The organism is Streptomyces sp. NRRL S-920 (assembly GCF_000717945.1).
Taxonomy (GTDB): Bacteria; Actinomycetota; Actinomycetes; order Streptomycetales; family Streptomycetaceae; genus Streptomyces; species Streptomyces alboniger.
Genome location: NZ_JODF01000002.1, coordinates 18,421 through 40,926 on the forward strand (window position 1 = coordinate 18,421; position 22,506 = coordinate 40,926).

The following is a 22,506-nucleotide window of genomic DNA, read 5'->3' on the forward strand; positions in this document are numbered from 1 at the left end:
GGACCCCGCTATCCGTTGTCGGAGAAGTCGGAGCCGACCTCGATGTCGAGGCCGCTGCACGGCGTGTACTCGAACCAGGTGCCGACGAGATTCCCTTCCGCGTCGGTGGAGATGTCCGTCGCTTCTTCCGTGCCGCCCTCCGACGCGTCCGCGCCCTGGCTGAGGACGACGAACGGGGCGGTGCGCCCGGGGTTCCGGTACTGGTACGGCCGTCCCCAGGGATCGGTGAGGACGAGGTTCGGGCGGGTGTCGAGCAGGACGCGCAGCCCCTGCCGGGTCGTCGGGTAGTACTCCGGCTCGATCGGCGCGCCGCGCCACGTCGGGTCGTCCCGCTGTTTGGCCTTCTCCGCGTACGTCTCCAGGGCCGTGACGATGGCTTCGATCTCGCGCCATGCCCGCTGCTGGTTGACCGTCAGCAGGGGGCGGGCCCGTGCGGCGATGTCTGGGTTCGCGGGCGGGATGCCCGGGTAGTTCGTCCGCGCGTACGCCTGGATCTCCTCGGCGATGGACATGTACGGCGGGTTCTGGGGGTCCGGCGAACCGCCGCCGTCGATGCGGCCGGTGGACATCAGCCGGGAGAAGGCACGCTCGAAGCCGGGCCGGATGGGCATGACCACGCGCGCGGCGCCCGCCCGCAGGAACTCCCGGCGCAGCGGATCGGGGTGCCACAGCAGCCGCTTGGTCTCGGCCAGCTTCTCCGAGCCCCAGAAGTACGGGTAGAAGAAGTAGAGGACGTTCTCCCATTCCACGGCCTGGTGCAGGAACTTGACGAACTCGCCGAACTTCCTGATCTTCAGCCATGTCTCGTCGCCGACGGGGAGGGTGGACGGGTCGATGTCGTCGGTCCAGGTCGGTGTCCCACTGGTGCCCAGGTGGCCGAGCACGGCGTCGATCTCGTCGGGGGCGGTGTCGAAGTCGGTGCCGAAGAGCCATTGCAGGGAGCGCTTCATCAGCTCCTCGCGCTCGGCGCGGCGCAGTGTGAGGGTGTCGTCGCGGTTCAGCTCGGCGAGGAGTTGTTCGCGGCGGTCCCGCACCCGCTGCTGGAGCGTGTAGTACTGCTGCTCGGCGGCTTCGCGCAGTTTCTGCCAGGTGGCGAGCTGCCAGGCCAGGTATGCCTGGTCCGAAAGGCGCAGGGTGGCGGCGAGCCGGAATCCCGCCCAGCTGATGTTGCGGTGGGTGTACTGGATGGAGAGGTGGCCGACCTTGCCGTTCAGGTGCAGGAGCTGGGATTGGTAGCGGCCCTTGATCTCCGCGCCGACCGGGGTCGCCGTGACCTCCACGGCCTCGTCGCCGATCACGTCGAAGCGGGCCAGCTCGGCGGGCCGCCAGCCGTAGTAGTTGACCTCGAAGAGGACCGGTACGAGTTCGTAGCCCTCCGGCAGGTCGATCTGCCAGGACTGGTACCGGGTGGTCTCGGCCTCGTCCTCGCCGATGACGGAGGGGAACTCGTAGGTGTAGTCGGGCGGGCTGAGGTACTCCTCCGGGGGCGCGGTCACCGACGCGCCGTAACGGGCGGCGAGGGTCATCCAGTTGGTCCGGTCGATCTGGTCGATGCCGAAGGCGAATTCGTAGGGGGTGGCGAGGGTTTTGTCGATCTCGGCAAGCTCCATGAGCTGGCGCCGCAGCGCGCCGCCGGGGTCGGGGACCACCAGGTCGTACGTCATGCGCAGGCCGTAGCGCATGAGGTCCACGCGCCACTTGCGCATGATGCGGTAGTAGTCGATGCGCATCACCCGGGGGGAGTTGTTGGTGATGACGCGGGCGGCTTCGTCCTCCTCGCCGCGGCGGGTCTCGGTCCTGAAGGAGACCTTGTGCTCCTTGCGCGAGCGGGAGGAGGCCTTGGAGGTGATCTCCGTGGCGTGCTTGGAGCTGGCCTGGCGCGACTCGTGGTCGGAGGTGGACACGCCGTAGTTGAGGGTGCTGGTGACCGAGACCGTGCCGTAGCTGCCGCTGGCCGTGACGCCGAAGTTGAGGTTGGTGTCGCGCTTGGATTCGTTGGTGGTGGACATGGCCACGTCCGTCTTCTCGGCCACGCCCTTCTCCGCGTACGTCTCCAGCTCGTCGGTGATGATCCGGGACAGTTCCTCGCTCTGCGTCGACCACTCCTTGTGGCTCACGCGGGCGGTCTCGCCCGGGGCCATGGGGATGGTCGAGACCAGTTCGCCGCGTTCCAGACCCACCGGTTGCATCTCGATCCGCTCCAGATGCAGCCAGCCGACCGGCTGGATGGCGGCCTCCTCGACGAAACGGTCGACGAGCAGGCCGACTTCGGTGCTGTCCGGGCCCTGGGCGCTTGCCTCCCTGTCGTCCGTGGCGCGCATGGCGGCGGCCACCCGGCCGATGGCGGCGAGCGCCTGCGGGCCGACGCTCTCGTAGAGCCGGGCGGTGCTCGCCGCGGCTGCCGGGCCGTTGTCGGACAGGGACGGCGCGATGGTCTCGAACACCGCGGACAGCTCGGTGTCCTCCTCGCGCAGCCGCTCCCCCAGGGCCTCGGCCTCCTGGCCGCTCAGGTGCAGGGAGCGCATGAAGTTCAGCTTCGAGAAGACCGACAGGGACGAGCGCGCCCCGCCTGTCGCCCCCGGCTCGGGCTCGGTGGGCACGGCCGACGGGACGGGCTGGGTGTAGGTGGCCTTGAGGATCGCCCGGGTCGAGTTGGTCAGTCCGGTCATGCCTGTTGTCCCCTCCGCAGGTGCGGCTCGGCCGCGGTGATCGGTGGTCGTCGGGTCGACTGCCCGGCGCGGTCGCGGCAGCGGGAGTCGGAGGAGATGGGGCGGGAGACGTGGTTCGGAGGCGTGCTCGCTCGTCGACGGGCCAACACGCTAGCAGGCAAAGCGTGTTGCCTTCATCACACGTACGTGTGAACTCCCCCGGGACGCAGGGGGTGGCAGCGAGCCCGGCGAACATGCGCTAAGGTTGATCTTGTGCTCGTCACCGAAACACCGGTGACAGGCCCGGCGTTGGTGGTCCAAGGAAAGGCACCCTACTTCCTGTAGGGAGATGCAGGTGCAAGGCCTGCCCAGCGCTCGCGAAAGGCCCCGGTATCCGTCATGGACACCGGGGCCTTCTTGTTGTCGCGCGAGGGTCGGTCGATCGGTGGTCGCTCGCCCGGTGGTCCAGCGCTCGGTAGTCGACCTTCCCGTTGGGCAGGCGGGGCAGCGCGGGCACGGCGACGACGCGGGCGGGCAGGGCGGTGGTGGGGAGCCTGCTCAGGAGTTGCGTACGGATGCGCCGCTCGTCGAGCGCGCCGCCCTCGGTGACCACGAAGCCGATCGGGCGCGTCCTGGCCGTGCCGGTGACTCCGACGCCCGCCTCGATGATGCCGTCGCAGGACGTGAGGGCCTGCTCGATCTCGGCCCGTTCGACGCGCATGCCGCCCAGCTTGAGCTGGTGGTCGGTGCGGCCGTGGAAGAGCAGCGCCCCGTCGCCCCTGACCGTCACCAGGTCGCCCGTACGGAAGCAGCGCACGCCGTCGCGGATCACGAAGCGGTCCGCTCTGCCGCCTGCCACGGCCAGGCCGGGGCCGGCGAGGTACAGCTCCCCGGGGGCGCCCTCCTCGCCGTCCTCGTCGGGCGCGATGTTCGCGGTGATTCCGGTGACGGGCCTGCCGATGGGGACCGTGCGTGCCGCCGCGTCGGCGGGTGTGCAGGGGTGGACGGTGGCCCATACCGTGCATTCGGTCGGCCCGTATTCGTTGTACAGCGCCGCCCGTGGCAGTTCCGCGTAGTGGCGGGCGACCAGGGCGGGTGGGCATGTCTCGCCGGCCACGATCACGGTCGTGAGGGTACGCAGCCGGGGCGCGAGGCCGCCGCGCAGCGCGGCGCCGTACAACGAGGGGACCAGCAACAGGTGGGTGGCGTCGTGCAGTTCGGCGGCGCGGGCCAGGGCGAGCAGGTCGCCGGGGCGGCCGTCCGGAATGACGAGCAGACCGCCGGTGGCGAGGGTCCACCAGATGCCCGCCATGGAGCTGTCGAAGGAGATCGACGAGCAGAGCAGGAAGGCTCCGACCGGCTCCGGGTAATGCGTCAGGCGTGCGGCGGTGGACCAGCCGAGCGCGGTCGCGGAGATGGTCACCGGTTCGGGCAGGCCCGTCGAGCCGCTGGTGAAGCAGGTGTAGGCATGGCTGCCCCGGCGGAGCTGGAACCAGTCGTCCCGCGCGGCGCCCACGTCCGCAGGGCCGCCGGGGAAGGGCTCGGGCCCGCCGGGCAGGGCGAGGGCGTGGCCGTCCGGCGCGAGGAGGAAGCGGGCGCCGCTGCGGCGGACCATCAGGCGCCGGCGCTCCTCGGGGAAGCCCGCGTCGACGGGGACGAAGCGGCAGCCCGCGCGCACCACGCCGAGCAGCGCGGCGACGGTCCGGCGGGAGGCGGTGCCGTGCACCACGACCGGCTCGTCGCGCCGGGCGCCGCGTGCGAGCAGCAGCCGGGCCACCGCCCGGGAGGCGGCGTCCAGTTCGCGGTAGCCGAAGGTGCCCTCGCTGTCGGCGACGGCCGGTCCGGGCGCGTGCAGGCGGGGCTCGACGAGGTCGAGGATGTGGGGTGGTTCGCTCGCGCCCATGTCAGCGGACCAGTTCGGTCAGGACGCCCTGGTAGGTGTCGACGGCGCGTTCCATCCACGCGGGGCTGAACAGGTGCGCGTCGTAGGTGACGTATCCGCCCGGTGCGTCGTCCCAGCGCATGGTCCACAGGAACGGCAGCGGTATCGGCAGCGGCGGCTGGGCGTCCAGGGGCAGGCGGTCGAGGCCGAGGGCGGAGGTCTCGGCCGAGGGGCGCTCGGGCCGGCGGACGATCATCTGGAAGACGGGGGCGACGCGGTCGCGTGCGGTCATACGCTCCAGGAGGTGCGGGTTCTCCCGCAGGACGGGCAGCAGCGGGATGTCGTTCGCGTACGCCTCGCGGCACCGCCGGTCGACGCGCGGGCGCAGGTCGTGCAGGCCGTCCGGGCCGGTGTGCTCGACGCGGATCTGAAGGACGTTGAGCAGGAAGCCGACGGTGTTCCACTCGGAGGGGATGCGCCCCGCGGTGATCACCGGCACCATCGCGTCGCCGGGCGGCAGCAGCGCGCCGACGAACGCGGTCAGGAGCAGCGTGAACGGGGTGGTGCGCCCGCGCCGGGCGGCGTCGCGCACCGCGCGGCGCAGCGCGTCGTCGACGCGGAAGGCGTGCACGGCGCTCGGTCCGGGCGCGGCGTCCGGTGTCTCGGCGGGCAGGCCGAGGCCCTGCGCGTCGGCGAGGCGGTCGCGCCAGTACGGCAGCGCCTCGGCGATGCGGGCCTGCCACTCGTCGCTGCGGTCCTCCGCGGCGATGTCGGCGTACTGCATGACATCGGCCGACAGGAGTTCCTCGCCGCGCAGCCGGGCGGTGTAGGCGGTGGCGAGGTCGTGGGCGATCACGTCCTGCGACCAGGCGTCGGACGCGATGTGGTGGGCGACGAGGGCGAGGAGCGTCTCGCCGTCGTCGCGGCGGGCCAAGTAGGCGTAAAGGAGCGGAAGTTCGTCGTGGGGGTGGGGCCTGGTGGTGACGTCGGCGATCCAGTCGTCGGCCGATTCGTGCGGGCCGAGGCGGGTGACGGTCAGCGGGACGGGCTTCGGCGGGAGCACCCGCTGGCGCAGGGTTTCGCCGTCGCGCAGGAGCAGGGTGCGCAGCGCCCCGTGCCGGGCGACCACGTCGTCGAGCGCCTGGCGCAGAGCCTTCTCGTCCACCGGCCCCGACAGGCGGTAGGCCGCGCGGACCAGGAATCCCGGTTGGAGGACGGTGCCCGGCAGGAGCGTCTCCACCAGGTTCAGCAGGTCCTGGGCGTACGTCGCTTCACATGTGCCCTCTGTCGCGCTGGGCGTGGCCGCGGTCACCGCGCCACCTCCTTGTGCCTCGGCTGTACGTGTACGGGCAGGTGCGTGATGCCGGCGAGGAACGTCGAGCGGGCCCGCAGGGGCGCGCCGGTCACCTCGATCCGCGCATACCGGTCGAACAGTTCCGCGAAGAACAGGCGCAGCGTCACCCGGGCGACGCTCGCCCCCGCGCAGTAGTGCGGTCCCGCGCCGAACGCCAGATGGCGGTTGGGGCGGCGGGCCGGGTCGAACACCTCGGGCCGGTCGAAGGCCGTGGCGTCGCGGTTGGCGGAGCCCAGCCAGGCCACGACCGCGTCACCGCGCGCCACCCGCACGCCCGCCAGGTCGAGGGAGTGGCGCGCGTGCCGCATGAAGTGGCCGGCGGGCGACGCCCACCGCAGTGCCTCCTCCACGCCGCTGCCGAGGAGTTCGGGGCGGGCGGCCCAGTGGGCGTAGCCGCCGGTGCGGGCCAGTTCGAGGACGGCGGCCGGGGGGACGTGGGCGAGTGTCACGCCGGCGCCGAGGAGCAGGCTGTAGCAGTTGGACAGGACCTCGCCGGGCGTCAGCCGCTCCCCGTCGGCGTCCATCGTCAGGAGTACGTCGACCAGGTCCTCCGCGCTCTTGCCGGGCCGCCGCGCCAGTCGGCGCCGCCTGTCCCGTACCAGGTCGGCGAAGTACGCGAACAGTTCGCGGTGGGCCTGCCGCAAGGTGGCCTCGGGGCCGCCGGGCAGTTGGTGTCCGGGGTCGTCCTCGGCCGCGCACATCATCGCCAGGCGAACGAGGCGGGGGCGGTCCCGGGCGGGCAGTCCGAGCAGGGGTCCGAGGACCACCAGGGGGAGCTGCGCGCAGGCCTCGGCGAAGTCGAAGGAGCGCCCGGTGCCGGGCGGGGCCTCGGGCAGCAGTGCGCGGATGCCCGCCCGGATCTCATCGGCGTGGGTTTCCGCGGACCGCAGGCGCAGCGCCCGGTGCAGCGGGGCCCGCATCCGGCCGTGGCGGGGCGGGTCGGTGACCGCCATCTGCCGGCCCCCCGCCGGGTCGTGGCGGCCGAGGAGGCTGAGCAGGGTGCCGCGCTCGGAGGTGAAGCTCGCGTGATCCTCCAGGACCCGTTCGACGTCCGTGTAGCGGGTCACGGACCAGAAGCCGAGGGAATCGCCGACCGGCTGCCAGTGGACGGGGGCGCGTTCGCGCAGCGTGCGCCAGACCGCGTGCGGGTCGCCGACGGCGTACAGGTCCGGGTCGGCGAGGTTCACCTGCGGGGAGCGCGTGTTCATGGCATCGGCTCCCGGGGCGCGGCCGGTCGGGCCGCCTGCGCCTCCTCGGCCGCCGCTGCCAGGGCCTGCGCGAGGGCGGCGACAGTGGGTGTCAAAAACAGTGCGGCGGCGGGCACTTCGACACCGAACTCCTGGTCGATGGCCAGTTGCAGCTCGGCGGCGAGCAAGGAGTCGCCGCCGAGTTCGAAGAAGTCGTCCGCCACCCCGATGGGCGCGACCTCCAGACAGGCGCTCCAGAGGGCGGCGAGGCGCTGCTCGGTGGGGGTGCGGGGGGCGAGGTAGGCGGTACTCATGCCGAGTGTGGTGCGCGCGCTCACGGTGTCGACAGCGGGTCGTTCATCCACCGACATCAGCCTCCCCCGAGGTGCTCAACTTCCGCTGCTTCACCGTTTGTTCACGTCCCGCATCGGTCGAGGACCCGTTACCTCGCGGTAAGTCTTCATACGCGGAACACACACTCTGCACGTCCTTGCCTCCCGATCTTCCGTTCCCTTACGTGTGCTTGCTCTGTCTTGCGTTCTCTTTGAAGGAGCCCCGCGTGGTCATGAACCGCGATGCCCGATCGACGACGCTCGCCCTCGCCACGGCGGTCATGGCGCTCGCCGCGGCCGCCCTGCCCGGCGAGGCCCTGGCCACCCCGGTCGACCCGGCCGCCCCGCGCGCCACCCTGCCCGCCGTCGCTCCGCGGGCCGAGACGCCGCCGCTGCACGATGACGAGGCGGGCGGCGACGCCGACGCGGACGACCCGGCGATCTGGCGCGATGCCGCCACCCCGGGCCGCAGCCTGGTGATCGCCACCGCCAAGCAGGGCGGCCTGCGCGTCTACGACCTGGACGCCCGCGAGGTGCAGTCCGTGCCCGCGCCCCCCGCGCCGGGCCCGGACCACGCGCCCGGCCGCTTCAACAACGTCGATCTGGTGCACGGTCTGCGCCTTTCCTCGGGCCGCGCCGACCTCGCCGTGACCAGCGACCGGGGCGGGGACCGGCTCCGCTTCTACCGCGTCGAACGCGACCGCGCGGGCGGCCCCCTCACCGACGTCACGGACCCGGCCGCGCCGCCCGTGTTCTCCGCCTCGCAGGAGGAGATCGACGAGCAGCGCACCGCGTACGGGCTCGCCACCTGGACGGACAAGTCCACGGGCCGCTCCTACGCGCTGGTCAGCCGCCGGGAGCGGACGAGCGTCGCCCTGCTGGAGATCACTCCCGGAGCCCGCGGCAAGGTCGGTTACCGCAAGGTCCGCTCCCTCGACCTGCCCGCGACGTTCCGCCTCCCCAACGGCACTTCGTGGACCCCCTGCGGCGAACCCGGCGAACTCCCCCAGGTCGAGGGCATGGTGGTCGACCCAGCGAACGGCACGCTGTACGCGGGTCAGGAGGACGTCGGCATCTGGCGGATGCGCGCCGACCTGACCGGAACGCCGGAACTCATCGACAAAGTGCGTGAGTTCGGCGTGCCCGGCACCTACGACGAGGAGACCGAGGAGTGCGAGGCGGGTGCCGACCCCGGCTACGGCGGCACCCGCCTCAGTGCCGATGTCGAAGGACTGACGCTGCTCACCGAGCCGGACGGCGACGGCCACCTGCTGGCGTCCAGCCAGGGCGACAACACGTTCGCCGCCTATGACCGCGAGCTGTCCGACGCCAACGAGTACGAGGGCGGCTTCCGCGTCACCCCCGCCTCCTCCGCCCTCGACGGCTCGGAGGAGTGCGACGGGGCCGCCGCGCTCGCCGCGCCGCTCGGCCGCAAGTACCCGAACGGCCTGCTCGTCGTGCAGGACGGCCACGACGCTCCCGGGGACGGCGAACGCCCCTCCACCAACTTCAAGTTCGTGGACCTCGGGGCCGTCCGGGAAGCCCTGGAGGACTGAAGCCGCCAGGCCGCGTCAGCGGTATCCGCACCCCCCGTCAGTAGATGTTGACGAAGCCCCACCACGTCCCGCCGCTCCGCTGGCAGTAGCCCTCGGTCGCGGGCGTGGCCCTGATGTGCTGGAGGACACCGGCGTCGCACCGCGGCTCCGTCGAGTACGGAGACAGGCAGCGGAAGCCCGCTCTGGGCCTCGGCGCGCCGGGCGGGCACGACAGGAACCCCCCGTCGGACGCTGATGCCTGCGCCGGGGCGGACCGCGCGGGCGCGGACTGGGCCGGGGCGGCCTGTGCGGGGGCCGCCACGGCTCCCAGGGCCAGCGCGGCGCCCAGCCCCGCGCTTGCGAGCAACGTACGAACAGCCATGGTGTTTCCCCTCCGAGGACGCCGACTGCTTTCCACGTCCTACAGTGCGGCGCGGGCCTGCGGCAGACCTTGGAGAGACCTTGAATCGGCAGCGTACGGGCCTCGTGGCGCCCGGCGCCCGCTTAGCGTGCCGCCCCCGCCCGCCGTCGACCGCGGCGGCCGTGGCCGCGCGCCAGGCGGTGGAAGGCGCGGGAGGCCCGCGTCGGTGTGGGCAGGGTCCCGGCGACCGCGTCGGCCAGCAGGGTCGAGACCGTTTCGGCGGCGCAGGTGCGGTTGGTGCCTATGCCGCCGGTGGGGCCGCGTTTGATCCAGCCCACGACGTAGGTGCCCGGCTGTCCGGTGACCCGCCCGCCCTCGTGCGGGACCGTGCCGGTGCTCTCGTCGAAGGGGAGTCCCGGCACCGGCAGGCCGCGGTAGCCGATCGCGCGGAGCATCATGCCCGCACGCAGGGTCCGCTCCCCCGCGTCCGAGGTGACGCGCACGGCCTCCACCCGGCCCTCGCCGAGGACTTCCGCGGGGCGGCTGTGGAAACGTAGGACGATACGCCGCCCGGGCGCGGGCGGCTCCTCCCCGTCGAGGTGCCTGCGCGTGACGCCGCGCAGGAGGGCCGCCTTGCTCCCCGGACCGGCCGCCTCTACGGCGGCGGCCGTCCGCGGGTCGTGGTCGTCGACGACCAGCTCCACGCCGGGCAGGTGCGTGAGGGCGAGCAGTTCGGAGGTGGTGTACGCGGCGTGTTCGGGTCCGCGGCGCGCGAGCAGGACCACCTCGCGGACCGCACTGGCACGCAACGCCGCCAGGGCGTGCCCCGCGATGTCCGTACGGGCCAGGTCGTCCGGGTCGGCGAGCAGGATGCGGGCCACGTCGAGGGCGACGTTGCCGTTGCCGACCACGACGACGCGCTCCGCCGACAGGTCGAAGCCCTCTGGCGCCGCTTCGGGGTGGCCGTTGTACCAGGCGACGAACGCGCTCGCGGCGACGCTGCCGGGCAGGTCCTCGCCGGGTACGGACAGTCGGCGGTCGGCGGACGCTCCCACGGCGTAGATCACCGCGTCGTGGTGCGCGGCCAGCTCCTGCGCGGTGACGTCGGTGCCCACGTCGAGCCCCAGGTGCATCCGTACTCGGGGATGCGTGTGGAAGCGGGCGAAGGCGTCACCCACCTTCTTGGTGGCGGGATGGTCGGGCGCGACGCCGTAGCGCACGAGTCCGCCGGCCAGCGGCAGGCGGTCGATCAGAGTCACCTCGGCGCTGGTGTGCAGCAGAAGATCCTGCGCGGCGTACATGCCGGCTGGGCCGGTACCGACGACGGCGACCTTGAGCGGCGCGAAGTCCGCGGGCAGGACGCGCGGGAAGTCCGGCTCGCCCCACGCGTGGAAGTTCGGCCCGTCCGGGTCCTGTTGGGGCGCCCCGGCCCCTTCGAAGTAGGCCGCGTTGATCGCGGCGTACTCCTTTAGGGCGGCGGGCAGGCGGTCCACGGGGAAGACCGCGTCGACCGGGCAGGCGTCGGCGCACGCGCCGCAGCCTATGCAGGTCGCGGGGTCTATGTGCAGCATCTCCGTGCTGCCGAACGCCCGCTCCTGCGGTGTGGGGTGGATGCAGTTGACGGGGCACACGGCCACGCAGGTGGCGTCGCCGCAACAGGTCTGGGTGATGGCGTAGGTCATGTTCCTGGACTCGGCTCGGCGAAGGCGACGGTGGCGGTGGCCGTGGCGGTGGCGGTGGCGGCGTCAGATGAGGTGGGCGCGCTTGTAGAAAGCCAGCGCGGGCTTGGTGAGCAGGCCGCACGAGGCCAGGAACTCCATGAGGCCGGCGCAGCTGGAGCGCATCATGGACTTGTGGTGTTCGTTGGTCCTCGCCTCGGCGAGGGCGCGCTCCTCGTCGAGCCCGGCGTTCGCGTAGACCTCGCGGTTCACCATGCTGGTGACGATGACGTACGACGCGATGGCGATCACGAGGGCGTTGATCTGGCGGCGCACCCGGCCCGCGCCGGCCAGCCGCCTGCGCGTCTGGTCGCGGGCGAACTTCATGTGCCGCGACTCCTCGACGACATGGATGTTGTTGATGGTGCGGACGAAGGGCACGACCCGCTCGTCCCGCATCCAGTCGCGCTGCATGACGTCGAGCACCTCTTCGGCGACGAGGATCGCGGCGTACGCCGCCTCCCCGAAGGCGACCGTCTTGAAGACCCTGCCCAGCTCGACCGCGATCCGGTGCGGCCGGTACGGGGGCGCGCCCAGCTTCTCGGCTCCGCGCGCGAACATGATCGAGTGGCGGCACTCCTCGGCGATCTCCGTGAGCGCCCACTGGACCTCGGCGCTGGTGGGGTCCTTCGCGTAGACATCGCGCAGCACCATCTGCTGGAGGATCATCTCGAACCAGATGCCGGTGCTGGCCACCGACGCCGCCTCCTGCCGGGTCAGCTCCTTGCGCTGCTCCTCGGTCAACTCCTGCCAGTACGCGGTGCCGTAGAGCGTGCTCCACTCCGGGCTCGCGCCGTGGCAGTCGCGGTCCAGCGGGGTCTCCCAGTCGACCTCGGTGGCGGGGTCGTACGCGAGGACCGCGGCCGAGTCGAGCAGCCGCCGGGAGATGTCGCCCTCCGGGGAATCATCCTGCGCGCTCGGCCGGACAGTGCTGCTCGCCATGGTGCGGCTCCTTGACTCGGACGTCAGGGCAAGGCCGCGGCGCCCGCCTCCCGGCACGCCACGGCCCCGTTGTTAGACAGACCGTATAACAAGGGGGCCGGGTAGGCCTACCCTCCAGTAGGCACAAGTGAGGCGGGATACGGGAGTTACGTGGGGGTCACCTGCTCGGGCTCGGCGGCCGTCCACGTGATCCGCGTACTGCACGCGCAGACGACGAGCGCCGACGCGGCGACCGCCGCGAAGCCCCAGACCAGGCTGCTCGCGCCCGCGATGAAGCCGATCAGCGGCGGCCCGGCCAGCAGGCCCGTGGTCCCCATGGCGGCGACGAGCGTCAGCGAGTCGGAGCCCTGCCCGGCCGCGGCCACGTAGACGCACGGGGTGACGGCCGCGATGCCGAGGCCCACGCAGGCGAAACCGAGCAGCGCGGGGACCAGGCCGCCGCTGAGCAGGGCGAGGAGCAGGCCCACGCCCGCCAGCGCGCTGCCGGCCAGCACGACGCGGCCGTCGCCCCAGCGGCCGCGCCATCCGTCGGCGAAGAGCCGGGCCACGACCATCATTCCGGAGACGACGGCGATGCCCAGGGGCGCCAGCTCGACGGAGGCGTCGGCGACGTCCTCCAGATAGAGCGCCGACCAGTCGTTCATCGCGCCTTCGGTCACGGTGCCGAACGCCATCGCGACACACATCCACAGCGTCACGCGGGAGGGCGCGGTCCACTTCCCGGTGCGCTTCTTCTCCCCCTGCTGCGCCGGGAGTTGATCGTCCGTCAGCAGGCCGGTACGCGCGTACGCCACCAGCAGGAGCAGGATCGCGGCGGCCGCGGTGAAGTGGACGGCCACCGCCGACGTCACCGCGTTCATGCCGGAGGCGAGCAGCGCCGCGAGCAGGGAGCCGCCGCTGAACGTCGCGTGCAGCCGGGCCATGGTGTTGCGCTCGAATCTGGTTTCGAGGGCGGCGCCCTGGGCGTTCATGGCGACGTTGAGGCAGCCCACGAGGACGCCGTCGACGCACATGACCAGCAGGGCGACGGGGTAGTTCGGCGCCGCGGCGAGCGCCGGGAGCAGCAGGGCCAGGCAGAGCGCCGACAGGAGCGCGAGGCGCTGGGAGCCGAGGTGCCGCATCAGCGCCGCGACCACGGGGAAGGACACCGCGGCGCCGACGCCCGCGGCCATCAGCAGGACGCCGACCTCCGCCGCGCTCAGACCGAGGCCGCTCTTGAGGGCGGGGATCCGGGACGCCCACGTGGCGTACTGGAAGCCGAGCGAGCAGAACAGGGCTGCGACCGCCAACTGGCCCCGATGGAAAGGATCACGTACGCGGAGCACCGACATCAGCCCACTTCTCTGTTTCTCTGCGCGGTGCCGGTCCGGCCGGCACCGCCCTGGACATGTACACAGCGGTCGGGCCGTATCCGGCCGGCGGCACGGCCCCGCGCCCGGTGGTGAAACCGCGGGCCGACCAGAACGTCTCGCTGCCGCCGACAGCCACCAGGGAGATCTGCTCGTAGCCGTGCGAACGGGCGGTCGCGGTCAGGCGGTTGAGGAGGTGGCGCGCGAGGCCCCGGTGCCGCAGGTCCTCCGCGACGACGATGTCGTGCAGATGGAGATTGCGCGAGGCGGGCGTCGGCTCGTCGTCGGTGGCGCCCAGCCGCGGGTAGGCGGATTCCGGGTAGGGCAGGGCCAGCAGATAGCCCGCGAGGCGCCCGCTCAGGTCCAGCGCGAAGCAGGTGGCCGGCGACGCGTGCGCCTTGGCCTCCAGCGCTGCCCGCCCCTCCGACAGACCGAGGCGGTGGTAGGCGCGGTGTTCGAGGAGGGCGATGCCGTCCCAGTCGCCGTCGGCGACGGGGCGTGTCCGTATCTCGTGGTTCACGCGTCGCCGCCGTCTATCCAGGTGTACGGGAGCGGGCTGAAGCCGTTGAAGCCCCGCGTCATGTAACTGGTCGCGTACGCGCCGCAGGACAGCACCCATACGGGGTCGCCGGAGGCCAGCGCCTTGGGCACCTGGACCAGGCCGTGTTCGTGCGAGAAGGCGTCGTCGCTGTCGCAGGTGGGGCCCGCCACCACGGCCGGCACCGACTCGGCCTCGCGGTGCGAGGGGAAGACCAGGCGGTACTGCACCTGGTCCATCTCGTACAGGCCGTTGAACTTGCCGCAGCTCAGATACAGCCAGTACTGGCGCTCGCCGTCGGGGCCGCGCCGCGCGGAGAGCCGGGAGACGTGCGCGCGGATGGCGCCCTGGTCGGCCACCAGATAGCGGCCGGGTTCGATGACGAAGCCGAGCCGGTGGCCGCGGATCCCGCTCAGGCGTGCCATGCCGTCGCGGATCACGGCGAAGATCTTGTCCATCGGGGGATCGAGGGGCCGGCCCCGCTGATCGCGGTAGCCGAGGGCGGGCAGGCCGCCGCCGAGGTTGACGTGGTCCAGGCGGATGCCGCGCCGGCCGAGGGCGGCCAGGACGTCCGCGATGCGGTCGAACGCCTCGTGCCAGGCGTCGGCCGTCATCTGCTGGGAGCCGACGTGCACGGACAGACCGGCGGGGGTCAGCCCCAGCTCGCGTGCCCTGTCCAGCACGGCGACGGCGTCGGCGGGCGCACATCCGTACTTGCGACTGAGCCCCCAGAGCGCGCCCTCGCCGCTGGTGGCGATACGGCAGAACACCCGGGCGCCCGGGGCGTGTTCCGCGATGGCGGTGACGTCCTCCAGGCTGTCGGTCGCGAAGTCCCCGATGCCGAGGCGGTGTGCGTCGGCGATGTTGGCGTCGGACTTGACGGTGTTGCCGTAGTGCATCCTGGCGGGCGGCACCCCGGCGCGCAGGGCCTGTGCCACCTCGTGGGGGCTCGCCGCGTCGACGCCGCAGCCCAGCCGGGCCAGCCGGGCGAGGACCTCGTCCACCGGGCAGGCCTTCATGGCGAAGCGGACGGCGACGCCGGGCAGTTCGCGGCGCAGGGTGTCGTAGCGCTCCTCGATGCCGGGGAGGTCGAAGACGATCTGGTCCTCGGCCGCGTTCGCCAGGGCGTCGAGGAGCGGCACGGTGTCGTGCGTCATCGTGGCGCTCAAGTGGGCCGCCCCGCCGAGAGGAGCAGCGGACCGGTGGCCTTGCTCGCCCGCACCAGGGGCTCCCAGGCCTCGGTCAGCAGCGCGAAGTCCTCGATGTCGCCGCGCGCCTCGTCCAGGAGGCGTTCGCGACGGGTGGCGAGGAGATCGGCGAACCGGGCGTATCTGCCGCCCAGTCCGCGGTAGGCGGCATCGACGCGGTCCAGGCGGTGTACGTTCTCGGCGCGGTCGAGCGTGGCGCTCTGCCGGGCGAGGGCGCTGATGACGGACCCGCGCACCTGGCCCCTGTCGTCGAGGAGCGCCTCACCGGCCGAAGCCATCCGCTCGTAGATGTGGTTGAAGTAGAGCATCGACAGGAAGAACTTGACGAAGCGCGTCTGGTACGCGACGAAGCCGGCGTCGGTCCTGCGTTCCGCGGTGTAGAAGTTGACGATGTTGCGGTTGTGCAGGACACCGGGAAGCGCCGCGTCGTGCACCAGGTGGATGAGGAAGTAGTCGCTGCCGATGGTGTCGGTGGCGGGCGGCAGCGGTACGCGTTCGTGCACGCCGTGGAAGCTGATGTTGCACATGTCCACGCGCATCGGGTCGACCAGCGTCAGGGTCGCCCGGTCGCCCGTGAACGCCTCCGTGCCGGCGCCCCTGAAGGAGTCGTCGACGAGTTCCCGCTTCCGCTCCTTCGGCCATGCGCCGGGTGCCCAGAGGCTGACCACGTCGTAGTAGGCCTCGGGGTCGAGGTCCCGTATCTCGCCGATGTCCACGGACAGCTCCCCGACGAAGGAGCTGCCGACCATCGCGACGCGCTTGTGGGCGTGCCGCTGGTCGAGTGCGGTCTCCACGGCGCCGTGCGCGGCTTCGGCGGCGCGCTTGCCGAGCGAGGTCAGCTCGTGGTGGACGGGGTAGACGGGCTCCCCGTCGGCGAGTTGGTAGCGGCTGTCGGAGTCCCTTCGGTGGACGGACTCGCAGCCGAGCGCGGCGGCGATCAGGAACGCGCGGTTGGTGCAGGCGCCGTAGGAGAGCCCGGCCGGGAGCATCAGCTCCAGCATCAGCTCGGGCTTGGCGACCTCGGCCCGCTCGATGACCCGGCGCAGGAAGGCACGCTGCGCCGCCTCGCCGAGGTGGTGGGTGATGACGCGCGGGACCTCGCCCAGGGCGTGGACGGCCCGGGTGTGGGCGGCGAAGGTGTTTGGGTCGGAGGAGTCGAGGATCAGCAGGTGGACCTCGGCGTCGAAGTGCGCGGCGGCGTAGGCCGCTTCGCCGCCGATCGCCGCGATCGTCTCCGGGCAGGCCCGGTCGGTGGGGAGGGTCAGGCAGACGCGGCGCATGCGGCTTCCCCGATCGGCTGGTCGAAGTGGACGCCGGGGGATGCGGCGTCGGCGGACTGTCCGGTCCAGGACGTGAGGCCCAGCAGCTTCTCGCCGAGGTCGTTCAGCGTGGCGGTGCCGTAGCGCAGGGACTCGTGCTTGTCGGCGTCGCCGAGGAGCGTGGCGTTCCAGTCCGGGGTGGTGAGGTGACGCCAGGAGTCGACGCGGGAGCGGCGCAGCTCCTCGTGGGTCTCCAGCGCGGGCATCATCGACAGGTACTGGACAGCGCGCACGCCGTTCGCCGAGGTGTTGGGGGCGACGCCGTGCGCGAGCAGGCCGTTCCAGATCAGCAGGTCGCCGGCCTCCAGCTCGGGCCGGACGACGGGCATGTCGTCCTGGTCGATCGCCGGGCGGATCGGGTCACGGTCGTCCGGCTGGAGGGCCTTCCACCGGTCGAAGCGGCGGAACAGTTCGGGGCAGCACTGGAAGCCGCCGTGCTCGGGCCGGGTGTCGTCCAGGGCGATGATGCCCTGCACCCGCTGGGGCAGCACGCCGAGGGTGGTGTCGACGTCCCAGTGGAGGTTGATGTCGAATCCGCGCTCGGTGGGGGCGATCAGGGAGCGGGAGCGGTTCTTGACGTTGGGGGGATTGAGGTTGAGCCGGTCCAGGGTGACCCACAGCTCGTCGCAGTCCCATACGTCGGTGAACGCCTCGTAGACCCGCCGCGTCTGCCGGCTGTCCCAGATGAGCTGGTGGTGGTAGGCCTCGACGAAGCCGTAGACGTGCAGCTCGCGGTCGAGGTCGGAACGGAACGCGCGCTCCTCGTACCAGGTCTCCGGGCGGCCCCGGTCGAGCCCCTGGAACTCCCAGGCGAAGTCCAGCAGGTCCTTGGCCGCCTCGGTGGGGATCGCCTGCTTCACGACGACGTAGCCGTACGTCTGCCAGAAGGCGAAGTCCTCCTCGGACAGCACCTTGAGCGGCTGCGTCTTGGTCAGGTCCCGCAGCTGTGTCCGCGCCAGGTACGTCTCGCCGTCGGCGCTGAAGTACGGGACGGCGGAGGGGGCTCGGTGGAGGTAGGGGTCGGCAGCTGGCATGGGGGCTCCAAGGTTCGGTTTCGTCTGAAGGCGGGCGCGGCGGCGCCTGTCACATCCGCCCCTCGTCGAACTTACGTGCCACCAAAATGGACTAGACCAACTCGCGCTGTCAACAATTGACTTGGGTGCCTTGTCAAGCAAAACACCGATATTCGCCCCTGGTTCACGCGCCCGCCATATGCGGGCGGGGCGCAAATGCTGGCTGCAACTGCCGTGCCCACCACAGCAGTTGCCGTCCAGAGTCGGCACTCGCGTGCATTGACGCGTCGCGGTGCCCGGTTCAGTGTGTTGCCCACATCGAACCCACGCACCCGAAGAAGGTCTCCCATGCGAAGACGTGCCTTTGTCCGAGGACTCGCCACCGCGGGAGCGGGACTGGCCCTTCCCGCGTCCCTGGCGGGCCGGGCCGCGGCCCGGCCCGCGGTGGCCGCCGCGTCCTGGCAGGAAGTGCCCGCCCCCGCCGGGACACCGGCCGCGCGCCTCTACGGCGTGGCCGCCGCGGGGCCCGGCCTGGCCTGGGCCGTCGGCCAGCAGGACATCGACAACACCAAGCGGGGCGCCGCCATCGCCCGGCACTGGGACGGCACGGCCTGGTTACCGACCGACCTGTCCCATCTGACGTACACCACTTTGCGGGCTGTCGCCGTCAGCCCCTCAGGCGGGGCGGCCTGGGCCGTGGGCACCGACGCCGCGGACCACGACCAGCTCCTCACCTGGGACGGCACGACCTGGCGGGAGACGTCCTTCCCCGGCCGCGGCGAGGCGGGAACGCGGCTGACGGATGTCGCCGCCGCGCCCGACGGCCGGTTCTGGGTGTCCGGGCGGCACGGCGACCGCGCGGGGCTGCTGCGCGGCGACGGCAAGACGTGGCGCTGGTGCCGGCCGCTGCCGGACGAGGCCGCGCCCACCCCGGGCGGCGTACACGTCACGCCCGGCGGGGAGGTGTGGGTCTTCGGCGACGTCATCGCCCGCTACGACGGCGCCTGGACGGTGATACCCCGCCTGCTCGGCATCCGCGGCTCGGTGTCCGGCCTGCTGCCCGTCGCCCACGACGACGTCTGGCTGACCGGCTGGGCCTACGGCATCGGCGGGCCGCCCGGCAAGCCGCCGGGGGCCCGCCTCGAACACTGGGACGGCACGCGGTGGAACGACGTGCAGAAGCCCTTCGGCGTCGGGATGCTGACCTCGATCGTCGGGGATGCGGACGGCAGGCCGGACCGGATCTCGGGCTGGGACTTCTGGGACGACAAGCGCGCGCACTACCTGCGCTGGGACGGCACGGCCTGGGCGAGTGAGCGGGGCCCGCAGTCGACTTCCACGGTGCTGCCCGTGGCGCTCGCGCGGATCCCCGGCACGGACGGCGGCCTCTGGTCGGTGGGCACGACCTCCTTCTACCCGAACCCACCGGCTCAGATCCGCGTCGAACGCTTCGGCTGACGGCTCCCGGGACAGGAGCCGCACCCTGGCCCGGACCCGGCCGGTCGGTCAGCCCGCTAGCCGCGCGGCGTGATGCTGAAGTCGAACGCGACCGTGCCGGGATCGATCGCCGTCACGCCGCCGTCCACGGTCAGCGCAGCGCCGTTGACGAACGACGCCGCGGACGACAGCAGCCAGCTGATCGCCTCGGAGACCTCCTCCGGCCGTCCGGGGCGGCCGGCGGGGATCAGCCGCGCCGCCTCCTCGTACGCCGCCTCGCTGCCGCCCTCCCCGAGGCCGGCCTCCTCGGCGAACCTGGTCATCCGGCGGTCGGCCATCTCGGTCCGCACCCAGCTGGGGCACACCGTGTTGGCGCGCAGTCCGTCCTTGCCGTAGTCGACGGCGAGGGAGCGGCACAGCTGGAGGAGCGCCGCCTTCGACGTCGCGTACGCCGCGTTCGCCACGCCGTTGCGCAGCGCGGCCACCGAGGCGACCGCGACGACCGAGCCGCGCGCCGCCAGCAGGTGCGGCAACGCGGCCCGCAGCAGGAGGAACGGGCCGGTGAGGTTGGTGCGCATCACCAACTCCCAGTCCTCGTCGGTGATGTCACCGACCGCGCCGCTGCGCCCGACCCCGGCGTTCAGTACGAGCCCGTCGATCCGGCCGTACGCCGACACGGTCGCGTCGACGAGACCGGCGACGCCCTCGGGGTCGCCCGCGTCCGCGGGGTGGGCCAACACCCCGGTCTCCTCGGCGATGCGGCGCAGCGGTTCCGGGCGGCGTCCCGAGACCACCACGCGGTGCCCCTCGGCCCGCAGTTGGCGGGCGGTGGCGGCACCGATGCCGGTCCCGCCGCCCGTGACGATGACAACTCGGCTCTCTGTCATGCCTGTTCAGCCTCCGAACGCAGTCGTGAGCACGTGGCGCGATCCCCCGTGACATCGCCATGATCTTACGGAGAGGTCCGCTCACGACCGCGCCCGGATGGCCTGTTCGGGCCCGCCCGGCGGACAGGCCCGAACAGCCGCCCGGCGGGCGGGCCCTACGCCCCGCTCACTCGTCGATCGCCGCGCCGAACGCCGCCCCCGTGCCCGGCGCGCCCAGTGACGAACCGCCGTACGTCCAGGACCCTGTGGCGGTCACGCCGCCGGTGCCGGCCGACAGGACCCACACCACGCCGTCCCCGGCGTTCTCGCCGGGCGCGGCCGCGAGGAGGCCGAAGCGGCCGTCGTTGTTCGGGTCCGAGAGCCGCACCTGCGCGCCCCACTTGTCGCCCTTCTCCGGGACACCCGGGATGTCCGCGGAGTCCTGGTCCCACGACTTGGCGCCGGTCGCCGTCATGCCGTTCTCGGAACCGCGCAGCACCCACACCGCGCCCGCGTCGGCGACGGTGCCGATGTCCTCGCCGGGCGCGCCGATCGCCACGTCCGCGTAGCCGTCGCCGTTGGTGTCCGCGACGGACAGGTCGGCGCCCCAGCCGTCACCGCGCTCGGGGTTGCCGGGCACGCCCGTGGAGCCCTGCGTCCACCACTTGGCCTCCTCGCCGAGGCCCTCGGCGGTGCCGTAGCGCACGCCGACCAGGCCGCCGGTCATCGTCTCGCCGCCGTCGTCCGGGGAGGCGGGCTCGCCGGTCACCAGGTCGTCGTAGCCGTCGTTGTTGATGTCGCCGGACGCGGCCGCGGGGCCGCCGCGCAGTTCGCCTTCGTACGTGAGCCCTTCGGCGTGCCCCGAGAAGTGCAGGGACCAGCCGTGGCCGGGCTCCTCCTCGCCCGCGGTCACGCCCGAGACGACGAGGTCGGCGTAGCCGTTGTCGTCGTAGTCGCCGGTGGTGAGGGACTTCGGCCGGATGGTCCGCTCGGCGGCCGCGGCGAGCCGCTGGGTGTCCTGGCGGCGCAGCGGTGCCTGGCCGGGCTGCGGCGAGGCGTCGTACACGAACAGGGCCAGCTCGTCGCGGTCCAGTACGGCGAGCACGTCGCCCGGCGTGTCGCCGGTGAGGTGCGCCGCGGCGAGGCTCGCGCCGAACTGCTCGCCCGCGGTGGGTTCCTGGGACTGGAGCCAGTCGCTGGCCGAGCCGGTGAGCCCGTCCTTGGAGCCCCACAGGATCGCGACGCCACCGGCGTCCGCCCGGCCGTCGAGGTCCTCGCCGGGGATGCCGACGATCGCGTCGTCGAAGCCGTCGCCGTCCAGGTCGCCCGTGGCGACGGCCTTGCCGAAGCCGTCGCCCGCCTCGGCGGCGCCCGCGACCCCGGACGTGGACTGGCTGAACCGGTCGACGTCGGTCGTGCCGATGCCTCTGGTCGAGCCGTACTGGACGGTGACGAGCCCCGCGCCCTTGTGGCCGCTGACGGTGGCGCCCGGGGCGCCGACCAGCACGTCTTCGTACCCGTCGCCGTTGAAGTCGCTGTTGCGGTCGTCGGCGTGCGTACCCCCGGGGGTGCCGGCGAAGGCGGCGGGGGCGGTGGCGATGCCGGCCCCGGTCAGCAGTAGGAACGAGGCCGCGGCGAGGGCGGCCGAACGGTTTTTGCGCACGAGCGGCTCCTGTCAAGGAAGGTGGCCGGGCAGGCGCGGGGGTGTGCCGGAAAGGGCCCGTTCCTTGTCCGGCGCCCTGTTCGACACGGGATGGGGGACAAGGGTTGTACGGGAGTTCACTTCCAGCCGTACGCGTAGGCCGCGACCCAGGTGATCTCCAGCCGCGCGCTGCTGCCGGGCGCCGCCCCGGGCCCTGCCAGCGCGCTCTCGTTCTGCATGACCCAGGACAGGGGCCGGTTCGGCACGTTCCTGGTGTCGTGCCCGATCTCCCGGCCGTCGACGAAGAACCGCACGTGGCCGGGGGTCCACTCGGTCGACACGGTGTGCCATTCGGTCCAGTCGTCGGCGCCGCGGAACGAGCCCTGGCCGCCTCCCCCGCAGGGGTGGTGGAAGGCGCTGAGCGCCCCGGTCCACTCGCCCTCGGGGTGGTCCATCTCGCAGCCCCCGCCGTAGTGCAGCCAGGCCGACTTGTAGCCGGGGGCCTGCTTGGTCACCTTGATGCGGGCGCTGTACTTGCCGTACTTCATCTGCATGACGGCGCGCGGTACGACCGCCGCGGCGTGGACGGGCCCTCCGTCGGCGGGCCGCCACATCCGGACGCGCATCCGGCCGTCGCCGTTCTCCGCGGGGCCCACGCTCACGGTGTCCTCGGGGTGGTAGACACCGGCGACGGCACGGGCCCGGTCGTTCGCCGTGTCGCGCCAACCGGTCGGGTACGCCCACCAGTTGTCGCGGTAGGCGCCCTTCAGGCCCGCGCAGTACGCGGCGGAGGTGTCCGCGTGGTGGTCGCAGTCGCTGAACGCGCCCAGCGGCACCCGATCGCCGTTGAAGTCCTCGGCCAGGACCTGCCAGAAGGGCCCGCAGTCGCCGCGCGGCAGCGAGGTGCCCGTGTCGCGGCAGGCGTCGGCCGACACCGGTGCGCCTCCCGCGCCCGGGATGGACAGCAGGGCGGCGAGCAGCGTCACGCCGAGCGCGCCGAGTACGAGCGGTCTGCGCCGTCCCGCCGCCGCGTGTGATCCCATCGCGCTGCCTCCGCTCCACGGACGCCCCCAGAGGCTCCACGGACGCCTCCGGCGAGGGGTCATCCTGGCGGAGCGCGCACCGCTCCGCCAGCTCCGCGGAGCCGAAGACTCGTCCTTTGCGGTGTTCTTCGT

General features: G+C 72.6%; 18 protein-coding genes. 2 read left to right on the forward strand and 16 right to left on the reverse strand.

Annotated features, from left to right (window positions below):
- Positions 1-8: 8 nt before the first annotated feature.
- The 5 genes from IG54_RS42435 to IG54_RS0101585 all read right to left on the reverse strand — a co-directional run bounded on the left by IG54_RS42435 (position 9) and on the right by IG54_RS0101585 (position 7,436).
- On the reverse strand, positions 9-2,669 hold the full coding sequence (locus IG54_RS42435; RefSeq protein WP_030776207.1) for a type II secretion system protein GspG: 2,661 nt from the start codon (positions 2,667-2,669) through the stop codon (positions 9-11).
- 376 nt (positions 2,670-3,045) lie between these two features.
- Positions 3,046-4,551 carry an AMP-binding protein gene (locus tag IG54_RS0101570; protein WP_051819195.1) on the reverse strand — a complete coding sequence of 502 codons (1,506 nt, stop codon included), beginning with the start codon at positions 4,549-4,551 and terminating at the stop codon, positions 3,046-3,048.
- A 1-nt stretch (position 4,552) separates the two neighbouring features.
- Complete coding sequence (locus IG54_RS0101575; RefSeq protein ID WP_030776213.1) at positions 4,553-5,842, reverse strand: condensation domain-containing protein; 1,290 nt, start codon at positions 5,840-5,842, stop codon at positions 4,553-4,555.
- Complete coding sequence (locus tag IG54_RS0101580; RefSeq protein WP_030776216.1) at positions 5,839-7,092, reverse strand: cytochrome P450; 1,254 nt, start codon at positions 7,090-7,092, stop codon at positions 5,839-5,841. The genes IG54_RS0101575 and IG54_RS0101580 overlap by 4 nt, the downstream gene beginning before the upstream one ends.
- Positions 7,089-7,436, reverse strand: coding sequence for a phosphopantetheine-binding protein (locus tag IG54_RS0101585; RefSeq protein WP_234335925.1), 348 nt, complete (start codon positions 7,434-7,436; stop codon positions 7,089-7,091). The genes IG54_RS0101580 and IG54_RS0101585 overlap by 4 nt, the downstream gene beginning before the upstream one ends.
- 200 nt (positions 7,437-7,636) lie before the next feature.
- Between IG54_RS0101585 and IG54_RS0101590 the strand changes: the two genes are divergently transcribed.
- A complete protein-coding gene (locus IG54_RS0101590) occupies positions 7,637-8,959 on the forward strand; it encodes a phytase (RefSeq protein ID WP_030776222.1) in 1,323 nt (440 codons plus the stop codon).
- 37 nt (positions 8,960-8,996) lie between these two features.
- Here IG54_RS0101590 and IG54_RS0101595 read toward each other — a convergent pair whose 3' ends face one another.
- The 8 genes from IG54_RS0101595 to IG54_RS0101630 all read right to left on the reverse strand — a co-directional run bounded on the left by IG54_RS0101595 (position 8,997) and on the right by IG54_RS0101630 (position 17,407).
- Complete coding sequence (locus IG54_RS0101595) at positions 8,997-9,320, reverse strand: hypothetical protein (protein ID WP_030776228.1); 324 nt, start codon at positions 9,318-9,320, stop codon at positions 8,997-8,999.
- 122 nt (positions 9,321-9,442) lie between these two features.
- Positions 9,443-10,981 carry an FAD-dependent oxidoreductase gene (locus IG54_RS0101600; RefSeq protein ID WP_078593606.1) on the reverse strand — a complete coding sequence of 513 codons (1,539 nt, stop codon included), beginning with the start codon at positions 10,979-10,981 and terminating at the stop codon, positions 9,443-9,445.
- A 63-nt stretch (positions 10,982-11,044) separates the two neighbouring features.
- Positions 11,045-11,959: an AurF N-oxygenase family protein gene (locus IG54_RS0101605; RefSeq protein ID WP_030776231.1), complete on the reverse strand. Its 915-nt coding sequence runs from the start codon at positions 11,957-11,959 to the stop codon at positions 11,045-11,047.
- 146 nt (positions 11,960-12,105) lie between these two features.
- Positions 12,106-13,290, reverse strand: a complete 1,185-nt coding sequence (locus IG54_RS0101610) for an MFS transporter (RefSeq protein ID WP_030776233.1) — start codon at positions 13,288-13,290, stop codon at positions 12,106-12,108.
- Positions 13,268-13,828, reverse strand: a complete 561-nt coding sequence (locus tag IG54_RS0101615) for a GNAT family N-acetyltransferase (protein ID WP_051819196.1) — start codon at positions 13,826-13,828, stop codon at positions 13,268-13,270. The genes IG54_RS0101610 and IG54_RS0101615 overlap by 23 nt, the downstream gene beginning before the upstream one ends.
- Positions 13,825-15,003 (reverse strand): type III PLP-dependent enzyme, encoded by a 1,179-nt coding sequence (locus IG54_RS0101620; protein ID WP_030776238.1) that lies wholly within the window; start codon positions 15,001-15,003, stop codon positions 13,825-13,827. Before IG54_RS0101620 ends, IG54_RS0101615 begins: the two co-directional genes overlap by 4 nt.
- Before the next feature lie 8 nt (positions 15,004-15,011).
- Positions 15,012-16,334, reverse strand: coding sequence for a DUF6271 family protein (locus IG54_RS0101625; protein WP_030776241.1), 1,323 nt, complete (start codon positions 16,332-16,334; stop codon positions 15,012-15,014).
- On the reverse strand, positions 16,316-17,407 hold the full coding sequence (locus IG54_RS0101630) for a phytanoyl-CoA dioxygenase family protein (protein ID WP_030776244.1): 1,092 nt from the start codon (positions 17,405-17,407) through the stop codon (positions 16,316-16,318). Before IG54_RS0101630 ends, IG54_RS0101625 begins: the two co-directional genes overlap by 19 nt.
- A gap of 327 nt (positions 17,408-17,734) precedes the next feature.
- On the opposite strand from IG54_RS0101630, the gene IG54_RS0101635 reads away from it, so the two are divergent.
- On the forward strand, positions 17,735-18,844 hold the full coding sequence (locus IG54_RS0101635; RefSeq protein WP_030776246.1) for a hypothetical protein: 1,110 nt from the start codon (positions 17,735-17,737) through the stop codon (positions 18,842-18,844).
- A gap of 56 nt (positions 18,845-18,900) precedes the next feature.
- On the opposite strand, the gene IG54_RS0101640 is transcribed toward IG54_RS0101635, so the two are convergent.
- From IG54_RS0101640 to IG54_RS0101650, 3 genes are all read right to left on the reverse strand, one after another.
- Positions 18,901-19,710: an SDR family NAD(P)-dependent oxidoreductase gene (locus IG54_RS0101640; RefSeq protein ID WP_030776248.1), complete on the reverse strand. Its 810-nt coding sequence runs from the start codon at positions 19,708-19,710 to the stop codon at positions 18,901-18,903.
- A 166-nt stretch (positions 19,711-19,876) separates the two neighbouring features.
- Complete coding sequence (locus tag IG54_RS0101645) at positions 19,877-21,352, reverse strand: integrin alpha (RefSeq protein WP_030776251.1); 1,476 nt, start codon at positions 21,350-21,352, stop codon at positions 19,877-19,879.
- 116 nt (positions 21,353-21,468) lie between these two features.
- Positions 21,469-22,374: a glycoside hydrolase family 16 protein gene (locus IG54_RS0101650; protein WP_030776254.1), complete on the reverse strand. Its 906-nt coding sequence runs from the start codon at positions 22,372-22,374 to the stop codon at positions 21,469-21,471.
- Positions 22,375-22,506 lie beyond the last annotated feature (132 nt).